This window comes from Frigoribacterium sp. CFBP 8754 (genome assembly GCF_014841815.1).
Lineage (GTDB): Bacteria > Actinomycetota > Actinomycetes > Actinomycetales > Microbacteriaceae > Frigoribacterium > Frigoribacterium endophyticum.
Window position 1 is genome coordinate 402,248 of record NZ_JACYUO010000001.1, and the last position, 14,617, is coordinate 416,864.

At 74.7% G+C, this 14,617-nt stretch carries 12 protein-coding genes, 1 tRNA gene and 1 pseudogene; 6 read left to right on the forward strand and 8 right to left on the reverse strand.

Features of this window, described 5'->3' with window-relative positions; translation table 11 throughout:
• Position 1: 1 nt before the first annotated feature.
• The 6 genes from IFT72_RS01875 to IFT72_RS01900 all read left to right on the forward strand — a co-directional run bounded on the left by IFT72_RS01875 (position 2) and on the right by IFT72_RS01900 (position 5,231).
• Positions 2-679: a TetR family transcriptional regulator gene (locus IFT72_RS01875; protein WP_056053190.1), complete on the forward strand. Its 678-nt coding sequence runs from the start codon at positions 2-4 to the stop codon at positions 677-679.
• A gap of 60 nt (positions 680-739) precedes the next feature.
• Positions 740-812 (forward strand) — tRNA-Thr (locus tag IFT72_RS01880).
• Positions 813-923: 111 nt separating this feature from the next.
• Positions 924-1,928, forward strand: a complete 1,005-nt coding sequence (locus tag IFT72_RS01885) for a Gfo/Idh/MocA family protein (protein ID WP_192045409.1) — start codon at positions 924-926, stop codon at positions 1,926-1,928.
• A gap of 10 nt (positions 1,929-1,938) precedes the next feature.
• Positions 1,939-3,507, forward strand: a complete 1,569-nt coding sequence (locus tag IFT72_RS01890) for a D-alanyl-D-alanine carboxypeptidase/D-alanyl-D-alanine-endopeptidase (RefSeq protein WP_082514428.1) — start codon at positions 1,939-1,941, stop codon at positions 3,505-3,507.
• Positions 3,508-3,579: 72 nt separating this feature from the next.
• The gene (locus tag IFT72_RS01895; protein WP_192045410.1) at positions 3,580-4,167 is read left to right on the forward strand and encodes an isochorismatase family protein; all 588 of its coding nucleotides are present in this window, start codon (positions 3,580-3,582) and stop codon (positions 4,165-4,167) included.
• Entirely contained in the window at positions 4,164-5,231 is a 1,068-nt protein-coding gene (locus IFT72_RS01900; protein WP_192045411.1) for a Gfo/Idh/MocA family oxidoreductase, read from the forward strand. Before IFT72_RS01895 ends, IFT72_RS01900 begins: the two co-directional genes overlap by 4 nt.
• Before the next feature lie 89 nt (positions 5,232-5,320).
• Here the strand turns inward: IFT72_RS01900 and IFT72_RS01905 are convergent, their stop codons facing one another.
• From IFT72_RS01905 to IFT72_RS01940, 8 genes and pseudogenes are all read right to left on the reverse strand, one after another.
• Positions 5,321-7,285, reverse strand: a complete 1,965-nt coding sequence (locus IFT72_RS01905; protein ID WP_192045412.1) for an ABC transporter ATP-binding protein — start codon at positions 7,283-7,285, stop codon at positions 5,321-5,323.
• A gap of 183 nt (positions 7,286-7,468) precedes the next feature.
• The gene (locus IFT72_RS01910) at positions 7,469-8,815 is read right to left on the reverse strand and encodes an MFS transporter (protein ID WP_056053201.1); all 1,347 of its coding nucleotides are present in this window, start codon (positions 8,813-8,815) and stop codon (positions 7,469-7,471) included.
• Between the two features lie 224 nt (positions 8,816-9,039).
• Positions 9,040-9,657: pseudogene (gene ribA, locus IFT72_RS01915) on the reverse strand (GTP cyclohydrolase II); the annotation flags it as partial.
• Positions 9,658-9,713: 56 nt separating this feature from the next.
• The gene (gene ribD / locus IFT72_RS01920) at positions 9,714-10,715 is read right to left on the reverse strand and encodes a bifunctional diaminohydroxyphosphoribosylaminopyrimidine deaminase/5-amino-6-(5-phosphoribosylamino)uracil reductase RibD (RefSeq protein WP_192045861.1); all 1,002 of its coding nucleotides are present in this window, start codon (positions 10,713-10,715) and stop codon (positions 9,714-9,716) included.
• Between the two features lie 29 nt (positions 10,716-10,744).
• Positions 10,745-11,446 carry a GNAT family N-acetyltransferase gene (locus IFT72_RS01925; protein WP_192045414.1) on the reverse strand — a complete coding sequence of 234 codons (702 nt, stop codon included), beginning with the start codon at positions 11,444-11,446 and terminating at the stop codon, positions 10,745-10,747.
• Positions 11,447-11,448: 2 nt separating this feature from the next.
• Positions 11,449-12,495 carry a tryptophan--tRNA ligase gene (trpS, locus tag IFT72_RS01930; RefSeq protein ID WP_082514268.1) on the reverse strand — a complete coding sequence of 349 codons (1,047 nt, stop codon included), beginning with the start codon at positions 12,493-12,495 and terminating at the stop codon, positions 11,449-11,451.
• 25 nt (positions 12,496-12,520) lie between these two features.
• Positions 12,521-13,366, reverse strand: coding sequence for an exodeoxyribonuclease III (locus tag IFT72_RS01935; protein WP_192045415.1), 846 nt, complete (start codon positions 13,364-13,366; stop codon positions 12,521-12,523).
• Between the two features lie 10 nt (positions 13,367-13,376).
• On the reverse strand, positions 13,377-14,495 hold the full coding sequence (locus tag IFT72_RS01940; RefSeq protein WP_056053217.1) for a YihY/virulence factor BrkB family protein: 1,119 nt from the start codon (positions 14,493-14,495) through the stop codon (positions 13,377-13,379).
• Positions 14,496-14,617 lie beyond the last annotated feature (122 nt).

The following is a 14,617-nucleotide window of genomic DNA, read 5'->3' on the forward strand; positions in this document are numbered from 1 at the left end:
CATGACCGACCCCACAGCGACAGCCCCTCCCGGACTGCGTGAGCGCAAGAGGCTGGCCACCCGACGAGCGATCCAGGTCGCCGTCCTCGACCTCATCGCCGAGAACGGCTTCGACGCCGTGACCGTCGAGATGATCAGTCGCCGCGCCGACGTCTCGCCCCGCACCTTCTTCAACTACTTCACGTCGAAGGAGGAGGCCGTCGTCGGCGACCCGCCCGAGCTGCCCGACGGCGCCGCCATCGACCAGTTCGTGGACGGGCACGACGAGCCCATCCTCGACGGCCTCGTCGCCCTCCTCGACCAGGCCGTCGTGACGGCCACGGTCGACCGTGAGCTCGTGCAGCGCCGTCGCATCGTGCTGCGCGCCCACCCCGACCTGTTCGCGAAGCGGATCGCGTCGATGCGCGACTTCGAGGAGCGCCTCTCCGAGATCGTCGCGCGTCGCTTCACCGCCGACCCGCGCCTGTCCGCCGCCGTCTCCGACGGGGGAGGGCGTGCGCTGCTCGAGAGCCGCGCGCACCTCGTCACGCTCGTCGTCATCGCGGCGCTCCGGCACGCCTGGGCCGAGTGGATCGACGACGACGACGCCGACCACGCCGCCGACCACCGCTTCAGCCTGCGGGCCCGCATGGAGGACTCGTTCGCCGACCTCCGCCGGGTCGTGACGCGAGAGCTCTGAGAATCCGCTACAGTTGGTGATCGTGCCGAGAGGCACGGGTTCTCGATCTGATCGAGATCCGCCGCTTTAGCTCAGTCGGTAGAGCGTCTCACTCGTAATGAGAAGGTCTGGAGTTCGATTCTCCAAAGCGGCTCCCCCAGAGGCCCGGATCCCCACGGATCCGGGCCTCTCCTCGTCCCGGCCGGGCGGCCGCGTCCAGTCGGCGGAGGCGTCCGACCGCCGTGGTGCCTGGTAGACAGGGCTAATGACGACTCGATGGGGCATCCTCGGCGCCGGCGGCATCGCCGACGCGTTCACGACCGACCTGATCGGCGCCGGCCTGACGGTCACCGCCGTCGGCTCGCGGCAGCTCGACAAGGCCCGGGAGTTCGCCGACCGCCACGGCGTGGCCGGAGCGCACGGCAGCTACGAGGATCTCGTGGCCGACCCCGAGGTCGACGCGGTCTACGTCGCCACGCCCCACCCCTTCCACCGCGACGCGGCCCTGCTCGCGATCCGCGCGGGCAAGCACGTGCTCGTCGAGAAGCCCTTCACGGTGAACCAGGCCGAGGCCGCCGAGGTGCTCGACGCGGCCCGTGAGGCCGACGTGGTGGCGCTCGAGGCGATGTGGACGCGCTTCCTGCCGCAGCAGGTGCGGCTCCGCGAGGTGGTGCGGGCCGGCGTCGTCGGCGAACCGCGACTCCTCACGGCCCACCACCTCCAGGCGCTGCCCACCGACCCGCGTCACCGCATCAACGACCCCGCCCTCGGCGGCGGCGCGCTGCTCGACCTCGGCGTCTACCCGGTCTCGTTCGCCGCCGACCTGCTCGGGCCGGTCGAGACGGTCGCCGCCACCGGCGTGCTCAGCGACCAGGGCGTCGACCGGCGCATCGGGGCGTCGCTGCTGCACGCCTCCGGCGCCACGTCGACGGTCTTCGCCGCCCTCGACACCGCCGGTGCGAACACCGCCGTCCTCCACGGCAGCGAGGGCCGCATCGAGGTCGACGCCACCTTCTACGCCCCGGGCGGCTTCACCGTCCTCGACGCGGAGGGCGCCGTGGTCGAGCGCTACGACGCCGTCGACGACGGGCTGCGCGGCATGCACCACCAGGCGGTAGAGCTCGAGCGCCTCGTCGCCGCCGGCGAACGGGAGAGCCCCGCCCTGACCCACGCCGACATGCTCGAGGTGATGCGCGTGATGGACGAGATGCGTCGCCAGGTGGGCGTCCACTACCCCGGAGAGGCCGGAGGCGCGGTCCGCGTTCCGTAGGATGACCCCGATGAACGATCAGGGCGACCTCACCGACCACCCCGACGTGCCCGCCGACGGCCAGGCCCCGACGGGCGCCCCGTCGACGAGCACCGGGTCGACGGGCACCGCGTCGACGACCGCCCCGCCCGCCCGTGCGGGCCTCGGGCGCCTCGTCCGCGAGCACCCGCGCGCCGCCCTGGTGACGGCCGCCGTGACCGCCTTCGCCCTCCTCGGCGGCGGGGCCGTGGCCGCCGGCGCCGCGACCGCTCCGTCGTCTCGCGGCACCGCGTCGTCCGCGTCGCCTTCATCGAGCGACCCGGCCGCCGCCGTGACCGTGACGCCGACGCCGACCGCCGAGGCCGACCCCGTCCGGTCCGTCCCGGGGGAGATCCCGGCCCCCACGCGCCTCCGCACCTGCTCGGTCTCCGGCCCGGCCGCCGACTCCCGCCTGGCCCAGTTCGAGGGCACCGTCGTGAACGCCGCGACCGGCGAGGTCCTGCTCGACCGGGACGGCTCGACGCCCGCCCGCACGGGGAGCGTGCTCAAGACGCTGACGAGCGCGGTCGCCCTCTCGGTGCTGGGGGCCGACCACCGCCTCCGCACGCAGGTCACCGGCGACCCCGGCACGGGCTCGATCGCCCTCGTCGGCGGCGGCGACGCGACGCTCAGCGCGACGGGCCGCAGCGTCTACTCGGGTGCTCCCACGCTCGCCGACCTCGCCGGCCAGGTCAAGGCCTCGCTCGGCGACCAGCCCGTGAGCCAGATCACGCTCGACGCGACCTGGTGGAGCGCCGCCGACAAGTGGGACCCGTCGTGGAAGCGCACCGAGCAGACGATCGGCTACCACAGCGAGGTGACGGCGCTCATGGTCGACGGCGACCGCGCCGACCCCGCCGCCCAGACCAGCCCGCGCAGCACCGACCCGGTCGCCCGTGCCGGCGACGCCTTCCGCGCCGCCCTCGTCGCGGCCGGCGTGGCCGGTGCCGACAGCGCGACCATGGCCCCGGGCTCGGCGACGAGCGCCACCGTGCTCGGCACCGTGTCGTCGCAGCCCGTCTCGACGCTCATCTCGCAGATGCTCCCCGTCTCCGACAACACCCTCGCCGAGATGCTGGCCCGCGCGTCGTCGAAGGAGTCGGGGGCCGACGGCTCTGCGGCCTCGCTCACGACGCTCTACCGCTCGGTGCTGACCAGCGCGTACGGGCTCGACGCGTCGACGGTGACCATCGTCGACGGCTCCGGGCTGAGCGAGGGCAACGCCGTGCCCTCGACCTTCGTGGCGCGCCTCATGGTGAAGGTGCTCGACCGCGAGGGCGGCCTCGGCGTGGTCTACGACGCCCTCCCGATCTCGGGCCGCACGGGCACGCTGGCCTCGCGCTTCACGGGCTCCAACGCCGTCGCCCGCGGTGCGGTGCACGCCAAGACCGGCTGGATCGACACGGCCTACACGCTCGCCGGCACCGTCGCGGCGGCCGACGGCACCCCTCTCGCCTTCGCCTTCTACGCGATCGGCGACGTCCGCGACGACGCTCGGGTCGCCCTCGACACGCTCACGGCGGCCGTCTACAGCTGCGGGGACTCGCTCTCCAACACGTGACCCGACGCGCCGCCGTCCCCGGGCGCCGCCGCCCGGCGTGCGCCTCGCGGCCCGGCGCGCGAAGATGGTGCCATGAGCAGAGCCCTGATCGTCGTCGACGTCCAGAACGACTTCACCGAGGGAGGCGCGTTGGCCGTCACCGGCGGCGCCCGCGTCGCCGAGGCGGTCACCGAGCACCTCCGCCGCTCCGGCGGTCGCTACGACCTCGTGGTCGCGAGCCGCGACTGGCACGCCGCCGACGGCGACAACGGCGGCCACTTCAGCGCCGAGCCCGACTGGGTCGACTCGTGGCCGGTGCACTGCGTGGCGGGCACGCCCGGGGCCGACTACCACCCCGCCCTCGACGCGACGCTCGTCGACGTGCACGTGACCAAGGGCACCGGGTCGCCGGCGTACTCGGTGTTCGAGGGCGTGACGGGCGACGGGTCCTCCGCGGCGGAGGCCCTCGCCTCGCGAGGCGTCGACGAGGTCGACGTGGTGGGCCTCGCCACGGACCACTGCGTGCGGGCCTCGGCGCTCGACGCGGCCCGGGCGGGCCTCCGGGTCCGCGTGCTGACCGACCTCGTCGCGGGGGTCGGGGCGGAGTCGTCGGCGGCCGCGCTCGACGAGCTGCGCGCCGCCGGAGTCGAGACCGTCGCGTCGACCGAGGTCGCCGCGTGACCGGGCCCGGCCCGGAGCGGGGCGACGAGCGCGCCCCGCTCCGCGTCGGCGTCGTGGGCTACGGCCTCGCCGGCCGCGTGTTCCACGCCTCCCTCCTCGCGGTCGACCCGGCCTACGACCTCGTCGCCGTCGTGACGCGCGACCCGGTCAAGGCCGACGCGGCCCGGGCCGCCCACCCGGGCGTGGAGGTGGTCGACGCCGTCGACGGCCTCTGGCCGCTCGCGCTGGACCTCGTCGTCGTCGCGACCCCCAACGACACCCACGTCGAGGTGGCCGCGGAGGCCCTGAGGCGCGGGGCGGCGGTCGTCGTCGACAAGCCGCTGGCCACCAGCGCGGAGGCGGCCCGCGGGCTCGTGGAGCTCGCGGAGTCTCTCGGGCGGCCCCTGACCGTCTACCAGAACCGCCGGTGGGACGGCGACTTCCTGACCGCGTCGCGCCTCGTGCGCGACGGCGCCCTCGGGGAGGTCCACACCCTCGAGTCGCGCTTCGAGCCCTGGAAGACCGCCAACCGTGCGGGCTGGAAGGCCTCGGCCACCGCCGAGCAGGGCGGGGGGATCCTCCTCGACCTCGGCCCCCACCTCGTCGACCAGGCACTCAGGCTCTTCGGCCCCGCCGAGGAGGTCCACGCCGAGATCGCCGTCCGTCGACCGGGCGCGGTCGCGGACGACGACGTCGTCGTGTCGCTCCGCCACGCGGGCGGCGTCCGCTCGCGCCTCTGGATGAGCCACGTGGCCGCCCAGCCCGGTCCGCGCTTCAGGGTCCTGGGCTCGCAGGGGGCGTACGTCGTGCACGGGCTCGACCCGCAGGAGGCGCAGCTCGCGGCGGGCGTCTCGCCCGCCGACCCGGGGTACGGGCTCTCGGACCCGGCCCGGCCCGGCCTCCTGGGCATCGGCGCCGACGCCCGGCCCGAGCCGACCGACCGCGGAGACTACCCCGCGTTCTACGCCCAGCTCGCCGTGGCGCTGCGGGGGGAGGGGCCGCTGCCCGTCGACCCCCGTGACGCGGTCGCCGCCCTCGAGGTCGTCGAGCGGGCACGCCGGTCGGCCGAGCCCCGGCAGGGCTGACCGGGGCGCTGACCGGCGGCGCTGACCGGCGGCGCTGACCGGCGGCGCTGACCGGCGGCGTCGACGGCAGTGCCGCCGGCGACGGCCGCTCAGACCAGGAGCTGGTGCTTCGCGAGGTCGCGGTAGAGCGGCGTGCTGACGACGAGCTCGGAGTGGGTGCCCACGCCGACGACGCGGCCGGCCTCCACGACGACGATCTGGTCGCTGTCGACCACGGTCGACAGCCGGTGCGCGATGACGATGAGCGTCCTGTTCTCGGCCACCGCGTCGATGGCCTCGCGGAGGCGCTGCTCGTTGAGGCCGTCGAGGCTCGAGGTCGACTCGTCGAGGAGCAGCACGGGGGGAGCGTTGAGCAGGGTCCGGGCGATGGCGAGGCGCTGACGCTCGCCGCCGGAGAGCATCACGCCGTCCTCGCCGACCTGGGCGTCGAGGCCCTGCTCGCCGCGCTCGAGCACGCCCGTCAGGTTGACCGCCTCGAGCACGCGGCGGCAGTCGTCGTCCGACGCGTCGGGCGACCCCAGGGTCAGGTTGTCGCGGAGGGTGCCGGCCAGCACCGGGGCGTCCTGCTCGACGTACCCGATCTGGGCCCGCAGCTCGGCGCGGTCGAGGGCCCGCACGTCGACGCCGCCGAGGCGCACGACCCCGGCGGTCGGGTCGTAGAAGCGCTCGATGAGCGCGAGGATCGTGCTCTTGCCGGCGCCCGAGGGGCCCACGAGGGCCGTCCGCCGGCCGACGGGCACGGAGAACGAGACGCCGTGGAGGACGGTGAGGTCGTCGGCGGCGGGCCCCTCGCCCTGCGGGTCGCCCTGCGGGTCGCCCGCGGCGGCCGCGGCGGCCGCGGCGACGGCCCCGGGGGAGGTGGCCGACCCCGTGGCGACGGGGGAGTCGGGGTAGCGGAAGTGCACGTCCTCGAAGGTCACGGCGTCGCCGGTCTCGACGCGGGCGTCGGGGCCGAGCGCCCGCGCCGTCTCGGCGTCGTGCTCCGTCTCGCCGGGCAGGTCGAGGATCTCCTGGATCCGGCCCAGGGCGCCCAGCGCCTGGTTGACGCTGAGCACGGCGCCCAGGGCCTGGCCGAGCGGCATGATCATCAGGAACAGGAAGAGGATGAACGAGACGAGCGACGCGATGGTGATCGAGCCGCTCGCGACCCGGTAGCCGCCCACGCCGAGCACGACGAGGAACGACGTCTGCATCGCGACCGAGGCGATGGGCACGACGAGGGCCGAGATGCGCGCCACCTGGAGGCCGCGCTGGTAGGCGCCCACGGCGTCCTCCTCGACGCCGGCGATCTCGCGCTCGGTCGCGCCCGAGGCCCGGATGGTGCGGACCGAGCTGATCGCGCGCTCGACCGACGAGGTCAGGTCGCCGACCTTCTCCTGCGCCTGGCGGCTGGCCACGCGGATGCGGCCGCTGAGCAGCACCACGACGGCGACCGAGACGGCCACCACGAGCACGGTGAGCCCGAGCAGCACCGGGTCGATGAGGAACATGCCCACCAGGGCCCCGACGAAGGTGAGCGAGCCGCCGATGGCCTCGACCAGCCCCTGGGTCAGGACGGCGCGGAGGAGCGTCGTGTCGGAGCCCACGCGGCTCACCAGGTCGCCCGTGCGTCGCACGTCGAACTGGCTGATGGGCAGGTTGAGCATGCGGCCGACGAGGCGGCGTCGGCTCGAGAGCACCACGCCCTCGCCGGTGCGCTGCAGCAGGTAGTGCTGGAACCCGCTGATCAGGCCCGCGACGACGACCAGCGCGACGAGCAGCCAGACGAGGCGGCCGAGGGGGTCGCCCGCCTGGACGACCGAGATGACGCGGCTGACCAGCAGGGGCTGGGCGAGCGAGGCGGCGGCGCCCAGCACGCTGAGCACGATGATGAACACCATCACCTTCCGGTGCTCGAACAGGTACGGCACGAGCTGGCGGAAGGTCGCGCGCGGACCCTCCGGCCGCGGCCGTCGACCCAGGCCCCTTCGGGCCGGGGGCGGCGTCGGCGAGCCGACCCGCGCCTCCTCGGCCTGGGTGGCGGCGCGCTTGCGGGTGCTCGTGTCGGAGCTCATGGTGCCTCTCGTGCTCGGTCGTCGCGGCGACGGGTCGCGACCGGTGGGCGCGACGCGACCGGGGTCACGGGCACCGAGTCGAGGGTACTGCCGTGCGGCCGCGAGCCGCCTGTCGGGGGACGCCGACGGCCCGCCCCCCGAGGGGAGCGGGCCGGGGTGGTGCAGGAGGCGCGGTGCGGCCCGTCAGCTCGAGGTCTCGTACTGCACGTCGCGGGTCTCCGAGCTCAGCAGCAGGGCGATCAGCGTCAGCACCGCCATCGACGACAGGTACAGCCCTACCAGCCAGGTGCTGCCCCCGGCGGCCTGCCACAGCGCCACGGCGATGAACGGCGCGACGGCCGCGCCGAGGATGCTGGCGACGTTGTAGCTGATGGCCGAGCCGGTGTAGCGGACGCTGGTCGGGAACAGCTCGGGCAGCACCGCGCCCATCGGCCCGAACGTCAGCCCCATGAGCACGAAGCCGATGATGAGCAGCGCCTGGGCGCCGAGCGCTCCCGCCGCGAAGAGCGGGGCGAAGAGGAAGCCGAAGACGAGGATGCCCGCGGTGACGCAGATCAGCAGGGCGCGCCGGCCGTACTTCTCCGCCAGCGGACCGGAGACGAGTGTGAACACGCCGAAGAACACGACGCCGAGGATGAGCATCCAGAGGAACTGGTTGCGCGCGATGCCGAGGCCCGGCGCCGCACCCTCGGCCGGGGCGGTGCCGTAGGTCAGCGTGAACGTCGTCATCAGGTAGAAGAGCGTGTAGGTCGCCAGCATGATGAACGTGCCGAGGATGAGCGGGCGCCAGCTCGTCGAGAACACGCGCGCGAGCGGCAGGGTCGCGACGTTGCCCGAGTCGACGACCTTCTGGAAGGCCGGCGTCTCGATGAGCTTGAAGCGCACGTAGAGCCCGATCACGACGAGCACGGCGCTGGCGAGGAAGGGCAGGCGCCAGCCCCAGCTCAGGAACTGCTCCTCGGTGAGCGTGCTGTTGAGCACGACGAACAGCAGGTTGGCGATGATGAAGCCGATCGGGGCGCCGAGCTGCGGGAAGGTGCCGTAGATCGCCCGGCGCTTCGCGGGGGCGTTCTCGGTCGCCAGCAGGGCGGCGCCGCTCCACTCGCCGCCGAGGCCGAGGCCCTGGCAGAAGCGCAGCACGACGAGGCAGGCCGGGCCGGCGACGGCCCAGCCGGGCGTGGTGCCGGCGGGGATGCAGCCGATCAGCACCGTCGCGACGCCCATCGTGAGCAGGGAGGCGACGAGCGTGCCCTTGCGGCCGATGCGGTCGCCGAAGTGGCCGAAGATCACCGAGCCGACCGGGCGGGCGATGAAGGCGACGCCGAAGACCGCGAAGGAGGCGAGGCGCGCGACGGCGGGGTCGTCGTTCGCGAAGAAGACGGTCGGGAAGACGAGCACGGCGGCCGTCGCGTAGACGTAGAAGTCGTAGAACTCGATGGAGGTGCCGACGAGGCTCGCGACGATGACGCGCGAGCGCTTGTTGGCGGGAGGGGCGGGGGGCGTCGACGAGGCGACGGTGCTGGCAGACATGGAGGCTCCGGAGCGGCAGGCAGGGCGGCGGGTGCGGACGGGCGACGGCCTCGACGACGCCCGGCGCGAGGTGTGCGCTGCAGGTGTCGGAGGCGGCTGGTGCGGTGCTCGGTGGGCGCACGTCGCCGGTGGTGCGGGGCGCTGCTCGTGACAGCGTCCTCCCAGCTTACCTCCGTGACGGCGTCGTGGCGGACGCTGGGCGACGACCGTCGTCGACGCCGGGCTCAGGCTCCGGCGAGGTCGTCCGGCAGCTCGTGGCCCATGCGGTCGCGCTTGGTGTCGAGGTAGCCGGCGTTGAACGTGCCGACGCCGACGACGAGCGGCACCGTCTCGCTGACGGCGATCCCGTGCGCCGCCAGCTGACGGCGCTTCTCCGGGTTGTTGCTCAGCAGCCGGATCGAGGTGACGCCCAGGTCGCGCAGCATGTCGGCCGCCGCGCCGTAGTCGCGGGAGTCGGCCGGGAGCCCCAGGGCGAGGTTGGCGTCGAGGGTGTCGAGGCCGTCCTCCTGGAGCCGGTAGGCACGGAGCTTGGCGACGAGGCCGATGCCCCGGCCCTCGTGGCCGCGCAGGTAGACGACGACGCCGCCGTGGGCGTGGATCGTGTCGAGGGCGGCGTCGAGCTGCGGTCCGCACTCGCACTTCAGCGAGCCGAACGCCTCGCCCGTCAGGCACTCGCTGTGCACGCGCACGAGGGCGCCGTCGCGCGGCGGCGAGCCGTCAGGGGCGGACGCCACGATCGCGATGTGGTCGGCCCCGGTGAGGGTGTCGGCGTAGGCGCGCATGCGGAAGGTGCCGTGGCTGGTCGGGACGGTCGTCTCGACCTCGAACCGCACCTGCGACGAGACGGCGGGGGCGGTCGCGGGCCCGGCGGTGGGGGCGTCGGCGGCGGGAGTGTCGGTCACGGGGTCCTCCGGTGCGGGGCGCGGGCCACGACGAGGAGGTCGTCGCCCAGCGCGGCGGTGCTCACGACGCTCAGCCGGCGCTGGTCGTCGATGGTGTCGACGCCGAGGTCGTCGAGCGCCGTCCGGGGCCCGCCGAGCAGCGTCGGGGCGAGGTAGACGAGGTACTCGTCGACGAGCCCGCGCCGGACGAGCTCGCTCGCCACGGTCGGCCCGCCCTCGACGAGGACGCTCCGGACGTCACGCCGCCAGAGGTCGTCGAGCACGGCGGCGAGGTCGTGGGTCGCCGCCCGGACGAGCCCACGCGGGTGCGCGTGCAGGGCCGCCCCGGCCGGCAGCTCGCGGTCGCCGACGACGACGGGCAGGGGCTGCTCGGGCAGCAGTCCGCCGTCGGCGTCGCGGGCGGTGAGCGACGGGTCGTCGGTGAGGGCGGTGCCCGTGCCGACCAGGATCGCGTCGTGCTCGGCCCGTCGGGCGTGGACGTCGAGGCGGGCGGCGTCGCCGGTGACCCAGCGGCTGGAGCCGTCCGCCGCGGCCACGCGGCCGTCGAGGCTCGAGGCCCACTTCAGCGTGACGAAGGGGCGGCGCAGCTCGACGGCCGTGAGCCAGCGGTGCAGGAACTCGCGGCCCTCGGCCTCGAGCACCCCCGGGACGACGTCCACGCCGGAGGCGCGGAGCCGGTCGGCCCCTCCCGAGGAGTCCCGGCCGGGGTCGCCGACGGCGTACACGACGCGCTCGACGCCGGCCGCCAGCAGGGCCTCGCTACAGGGCCCCGTCCGGCCGGTGTGGTCGCAGGGCTCGAGGGTGACGATCGCGGTCGTGCCCCGGGCCTCGCCGGGCGCCAGCTGCGAGAGCGCGTCGACCTCGGCGTGCGCCGTCCCGGCGCCGCGGTGCCAGCCCTCGGCGGCGACGGTGCCGTCCGGTCGGAGCAGCACGCAGCCCACCCGCGGGTTCACGCCGAGGAGCGTGCCGCGGGCCGCCAGCTCGAGGGCGCGGCGCATGGCCGTCTCGAGCACGGCGGGGGCGAGGGTCACGGGGTCTCCGGGGGAGCGGTCGGTGGGGCGGGAGGGGGCGTCGGTGCCGGGGCAGGGGTCGCGACGTGAGGGCGGTCGCCAGGCCCGACGGGAGCGTCGGCCCTCGACCCAACGCTCGCGGCACCGGGGAATTCCCCGGTGAGGGGCGCGGGCCAGCCCGGCGCCGGCTCGCGGTCGTCGTCGGGGCCGAGCCGAGCCGTCCAGCACAGGGGGTGCTCGCCGTCGCGCCCCGGGTGCAGGCCCGGGGCCGCCCCGAGGTACCGGAAGCCCACCCGGCGGGCGACCGCGGCCGACGCGACGTTGCCGACGTGCGCCTCCCAGCGCACCTCGGGCAGGCCGCCCTCGCCGAGGGCCCAGTCGACGACGAGCTGCACGGCCTCGGTCATGAGGCCGCGGCCGCGGGCCGCCGGCGCCGTCCAGAAGCCGACGTCGCGGCCCGCCGTTCGCACGCTGACCACGCCGACGAGCTCGGACGACCCCGGGGCCCGGAGGCCCCAGGTCATCTCGCGGCCCGTGGCCCAGCCGTGGTCGACGATCCGGTCGAGGAAGAACTCGGCGTCGGAGCGGTCGTAGGGCGTGGGCACGGTCGTCCAGCGGACGGTCTCGGGGTCGTGGCAGGCCGCCACGATCGCCTCGACGTCGCTCGTGTCGGGCGCTCGCAGCTCGACGAGCGGCGAGCGGAGCGTGAACGCGCGCACCGTCACGCCCTCGCGAGGAACCCGATGCGCTCGTACACGGTGGCGAGGGTCGCCTCGGCGATCTCGCCGGCCCGGTCGGCGGCGCCGGCCAGCACGCGGTCCAGCTCGGCGGGGTCGTCGAGCAGCTCGAGCGCCCGCGCGCGGATCGGGGTGAACGTCTCCACCACCGCCTCCGCGACGTCCTTCTTGAGGTCGCCGTAGCCGCGGCCCGCGTACTGCTCCTCCAGCGAGGCCACGGGGGTCTCGGTGAAGGCGGAGAGGATGGTCAGCAGGTTCGAGACCCCGGGCTTCGCGCCGCGGTCGAAGCGGATCTCGCGCTCGGCGTCGGTCACGGCCGACTTGATCTTCTTCGCGGTGCGGCTGGGCTCGTCGAGCATCCAGACCACGCCGGCCTCGGTGGCCGCAGACTTGCTCATCTTCGACTCGGGCGACTGCAGGTCGTAGACCCGGGCGCCCTCCGCCTGGACGACCGCCTCGGGCACGACGAGCGTCGGGCCGAAGCGCGAGTTGAAGCGGTTCGCGAGGTCGCGCGTCAGCTCGACGTGCTGGCGCTGGTCGTCGCCGACCGGGACCTCGTGGGCGCCGTAGAGGAGGATGTCGGCGGCCATGAGGGTCGGGTAGGCGAAGAGGCCGAGCGAGGCCGTGTCGGCGCCCTGCTTCGCCGCCTTGTCCTTGAACTGGGTCATGCGGCTGGCCTCGCCGAAGCCGGTGAGGGTGTTCAGCACCCACGCGAGCTGGGCGTGCGCCGGCACGTGCGACTGGATGAAGAGCGTCGAGCGCTCGGGGTCGATGCCGGCCGCGATGTACTGCGCCGCGGTGCGACGCGTCGACTCGCGGAGCGTCGCGGGCTCCTGCGCCACGGTGATGGCGTGCATGTCGACGACGCAGAAGAGCGCCTCGTGCGTCGACTGCATCTCGCGCCACTGCAGCAGGGCGCCCACGTAGTTGCCGATGTGCAGCGAGTCGGCCGACGGCTGCATGCCCGAGAAGAGGCGGGGCTTCTGCCCGGGCGTCGTGGTCGGGGCGGGGGAGGGGGGGAGCGTGGTCATGGTGTCCTCGTGGGGGCGGTGCGGGTCAGATGTCGTAGTCGACGACGACGGGGGCGTGGTCGGACCAGCGCTTGTCGTACGACGCGGCGCGGTCGATCGTGTAGCCCGAGGCGCGCTCGGCGAGGGCCGGGGTCGCCACGTGGTAGTCGATGCGCCAGCCCGTGTCGTTGTCGAAGGCCTGGCCGCGCCACGACCACCACGAGTAGGGCCCCTCGACCTCGCCCGAGAGGCGGCGCCCGACGTCGACCCAGCCGAGGCCGGTGCCGCCGCTGCCGTCGACGGTCTCGACGGGCTGGCCGGCCTCGCCGAAGAAGCGGTCGAAGTAGGCGCGCTCGCGGGGCAGGAAGCCGGCGCGCTTGACGTTGCCCTTCCAGTTCTTGATGTCGAGCTCGCGGTGGCCGACGTTGAGGTCGCCCGTCACGACGGCGAGCTGGGAGTGCGCCGCGAGCTGCGGGAGCCTCTCCGACATCGCGTCGAGGAACCGCCACTTCTCGTCCTGCTTCTCGGTGCCGACCTCGCCCGAGTGCACGTAGGTGCTCACGACGGTGACGATCGTGCCGTCGACGTCGTAGTCGGCCTCGATCCAGCGGCCGGCGCTGTCGAAGTCGTCCGGCCCGAGCTCGACGCGGTGGATCACCGCGGCGCCGCGGGACGCGATGGCGACGCCGGCGCGGCCCTTCGCGGTGGCGGGGTGGTGGATGACGTTCCACTCGGGGCCGAGCAGGCCCTCGAGGTCGTCGGTGGTGGCCCGCACCTCCTGCAGGGTCAGCACGTCGACGTCGCGGTCGGCCAGCCACTCGCCCATGCCCTTGCGGTACGCGGCGCGGATGCCGTTGACGTTGACGGACGCGAGTCGGAGGCGTTGTGACATGCCGACGAGACTACCGGCGGCCGCCGACGTCGCCGCCTCGGCGCCGCACCGACCCGGCGGCCCGGGCGACGTGGGCGGCGAGGCCCCGCACCCGCGACGCCGCGCGCCGGGGGGCGGAGACGACCCGCGCCTCCTGGGCGAGCCGTTCCTCCTCGAGGCGGCGCAGCCGCTCGGCCTCCTCGCGGGGGTCGGCGCGCACGCCGATGTCGTCCAGCCCGACGGCGATCCAGGCGGCGGCGAGCAGCAGCACCTGGCAGAGCAGGTTGATGACGAGCAGCAGGCCGACGATCGCGGCGAAGGAGGCGAGGAGGGGGTTCGACCCCGCGGCCCGCAGCAACGTGCCGCCGACGAAGGTGATGAGCACGAAGCCGGCCGCGCCGAGCGCCGACCCCGCGAGGAGTCGCCGGCCGGGGATGTGCAGGCCGGCCAGCACCCGGAAGAGCGCGACGAGCACCGCGGTGTCGAACGCGAACACGAGGACGAGCGCCACGACCCGGAGCAGCACGACGGACGCCGGGGAGGCCGTGGAGAGCCCGACGAGGTGCAGGCCCCAGGTGACCGCCGTGGTGCTCAGCAGGGAGATCGACGCCGAGACGAGGACGGCCACGCCGAAGGCCACGGCGAGGGCCAGGTCGCGCAGCACGAGGACGATCAGCGACGGGGCCGGCGTCGGGGCCCGGAAGACCGTGCGGACGGAGTCGCGCATGCTGCCGAACAGGCGGACGGACCCGAACAGCAGGCCGACGAGCGCGACGGTGCCCGTCCAGCCGAACACCGAGGCGTTCATCAGGGCGCCCGGCTCCACGACGCCGGCTCCCGAGTCGTCCTTGATGACGCCGGGCACGGCCGACTGGATGAAGACGACGAGCTCGTCGCGGAGGACGACGTCGCCGGCCACGACGAAGCCCGCCACGCTGAAGCCGACCCAGAGGGCCGAGAAGAGGGCGAAGAGCGCCTGGTAGGTGAGGCCGGCCGCGAGCAGCGGCCCCTTCGAGGCGACGTGTCGCCCGACCACGCGGACGAGGCGCGACCCGAGCAGGCGGGCCGCCGCCGAGGGCCCCGCGGGCGTCGCCGGGGCGGGGGCCGAGGGCGGGGGCGGGGTCGCTTCGTCGTCGGGTCGGCGGCGCATGCCCCCAGCGTAGGTGCCCGCGCGCCGGGGGGCCGCGGACGGACAGGCCCGCTCGCGTACGATGTGGACGACCGTGCGGCGCCGCCCCTCCCGTGTGCGCCGTCCCCTCCCGAGCATGAAGA

Excerpts from the sequence above, each read along its gene's own strand:
- IFT72_RS01875 (WP_056053190.1), top strand. The coding sequence starts at position 2 with ATGACCGACCCCACAGCGACAGCCCCTCCCGGACTGCGTGAGCGCAAG.
- IFT72_RS01885 (WP_192045409.1), top strand. The coding sequence starts at position 924 with ATGACGACTCGATGGGGCATCCTCGGCGCCGGCGGCATCGCCGACGCG.
- IFT72_RS01890 (WP_082514428.1), top strand. The coding sequence starts at position 1,939 with ATGAACGATCAGGGCGACCTCACCGACCACCCCGACGTGCCCGCCGAC.
- IFT72_RS01895 (WP_192045410.1), top strand. The coding sequence starts at position 3,580 with ATGAGCAGAGCCCTGATCGTCGTCGACGTCCAGAACGACTTCACCGAG.
- IFT72_RS01905 (WP_192045412.1), bottom strand. The coding sequence starts at position 7,285 with ATGAGCTCCGACACGAGCACCCGCAAGCGCGCCGCCACCCAGGCCGAG.
- IFT72_RS01910 (WP_056053201.1), bottom strand. The coding sequence starts at position 8,815 with ATGTCTGCCAGCACCGTCGCCTCGTCGACGCCCCCCGCCCCTCCCGCC.
- ribD (WP_192045861.1), bottom strand. The coding sequence starts at position 10,715 with ATGCGCCGCGCCCTCGAGCTGGCGGCCCGCGGCACGCTCCTCGGCGTG.
- trpS (WP_082514268.1), bottom strand. The coding sequence starts at position 12,495 with ATGACCACGCTCCCCCCCTCCCCCGCCCCGACCACGACGCCCGGGCAG.
- IFT72_RS01935 (WP_192045415.1), bottom strand. The coding sequence starts at position 13,366 with ATGTCACAACGCCTCCGACTCGCGTCCGTCAACGTCAACGGCATCCGC.
- IFT72_RS01940 (WP_056053217.1), bottom strand. The coding sequence starts at position 14,495 with ATGCGCCGCCGACCCGACGACGAAGCGACCCCGCCCCCGCCCTCGGCC.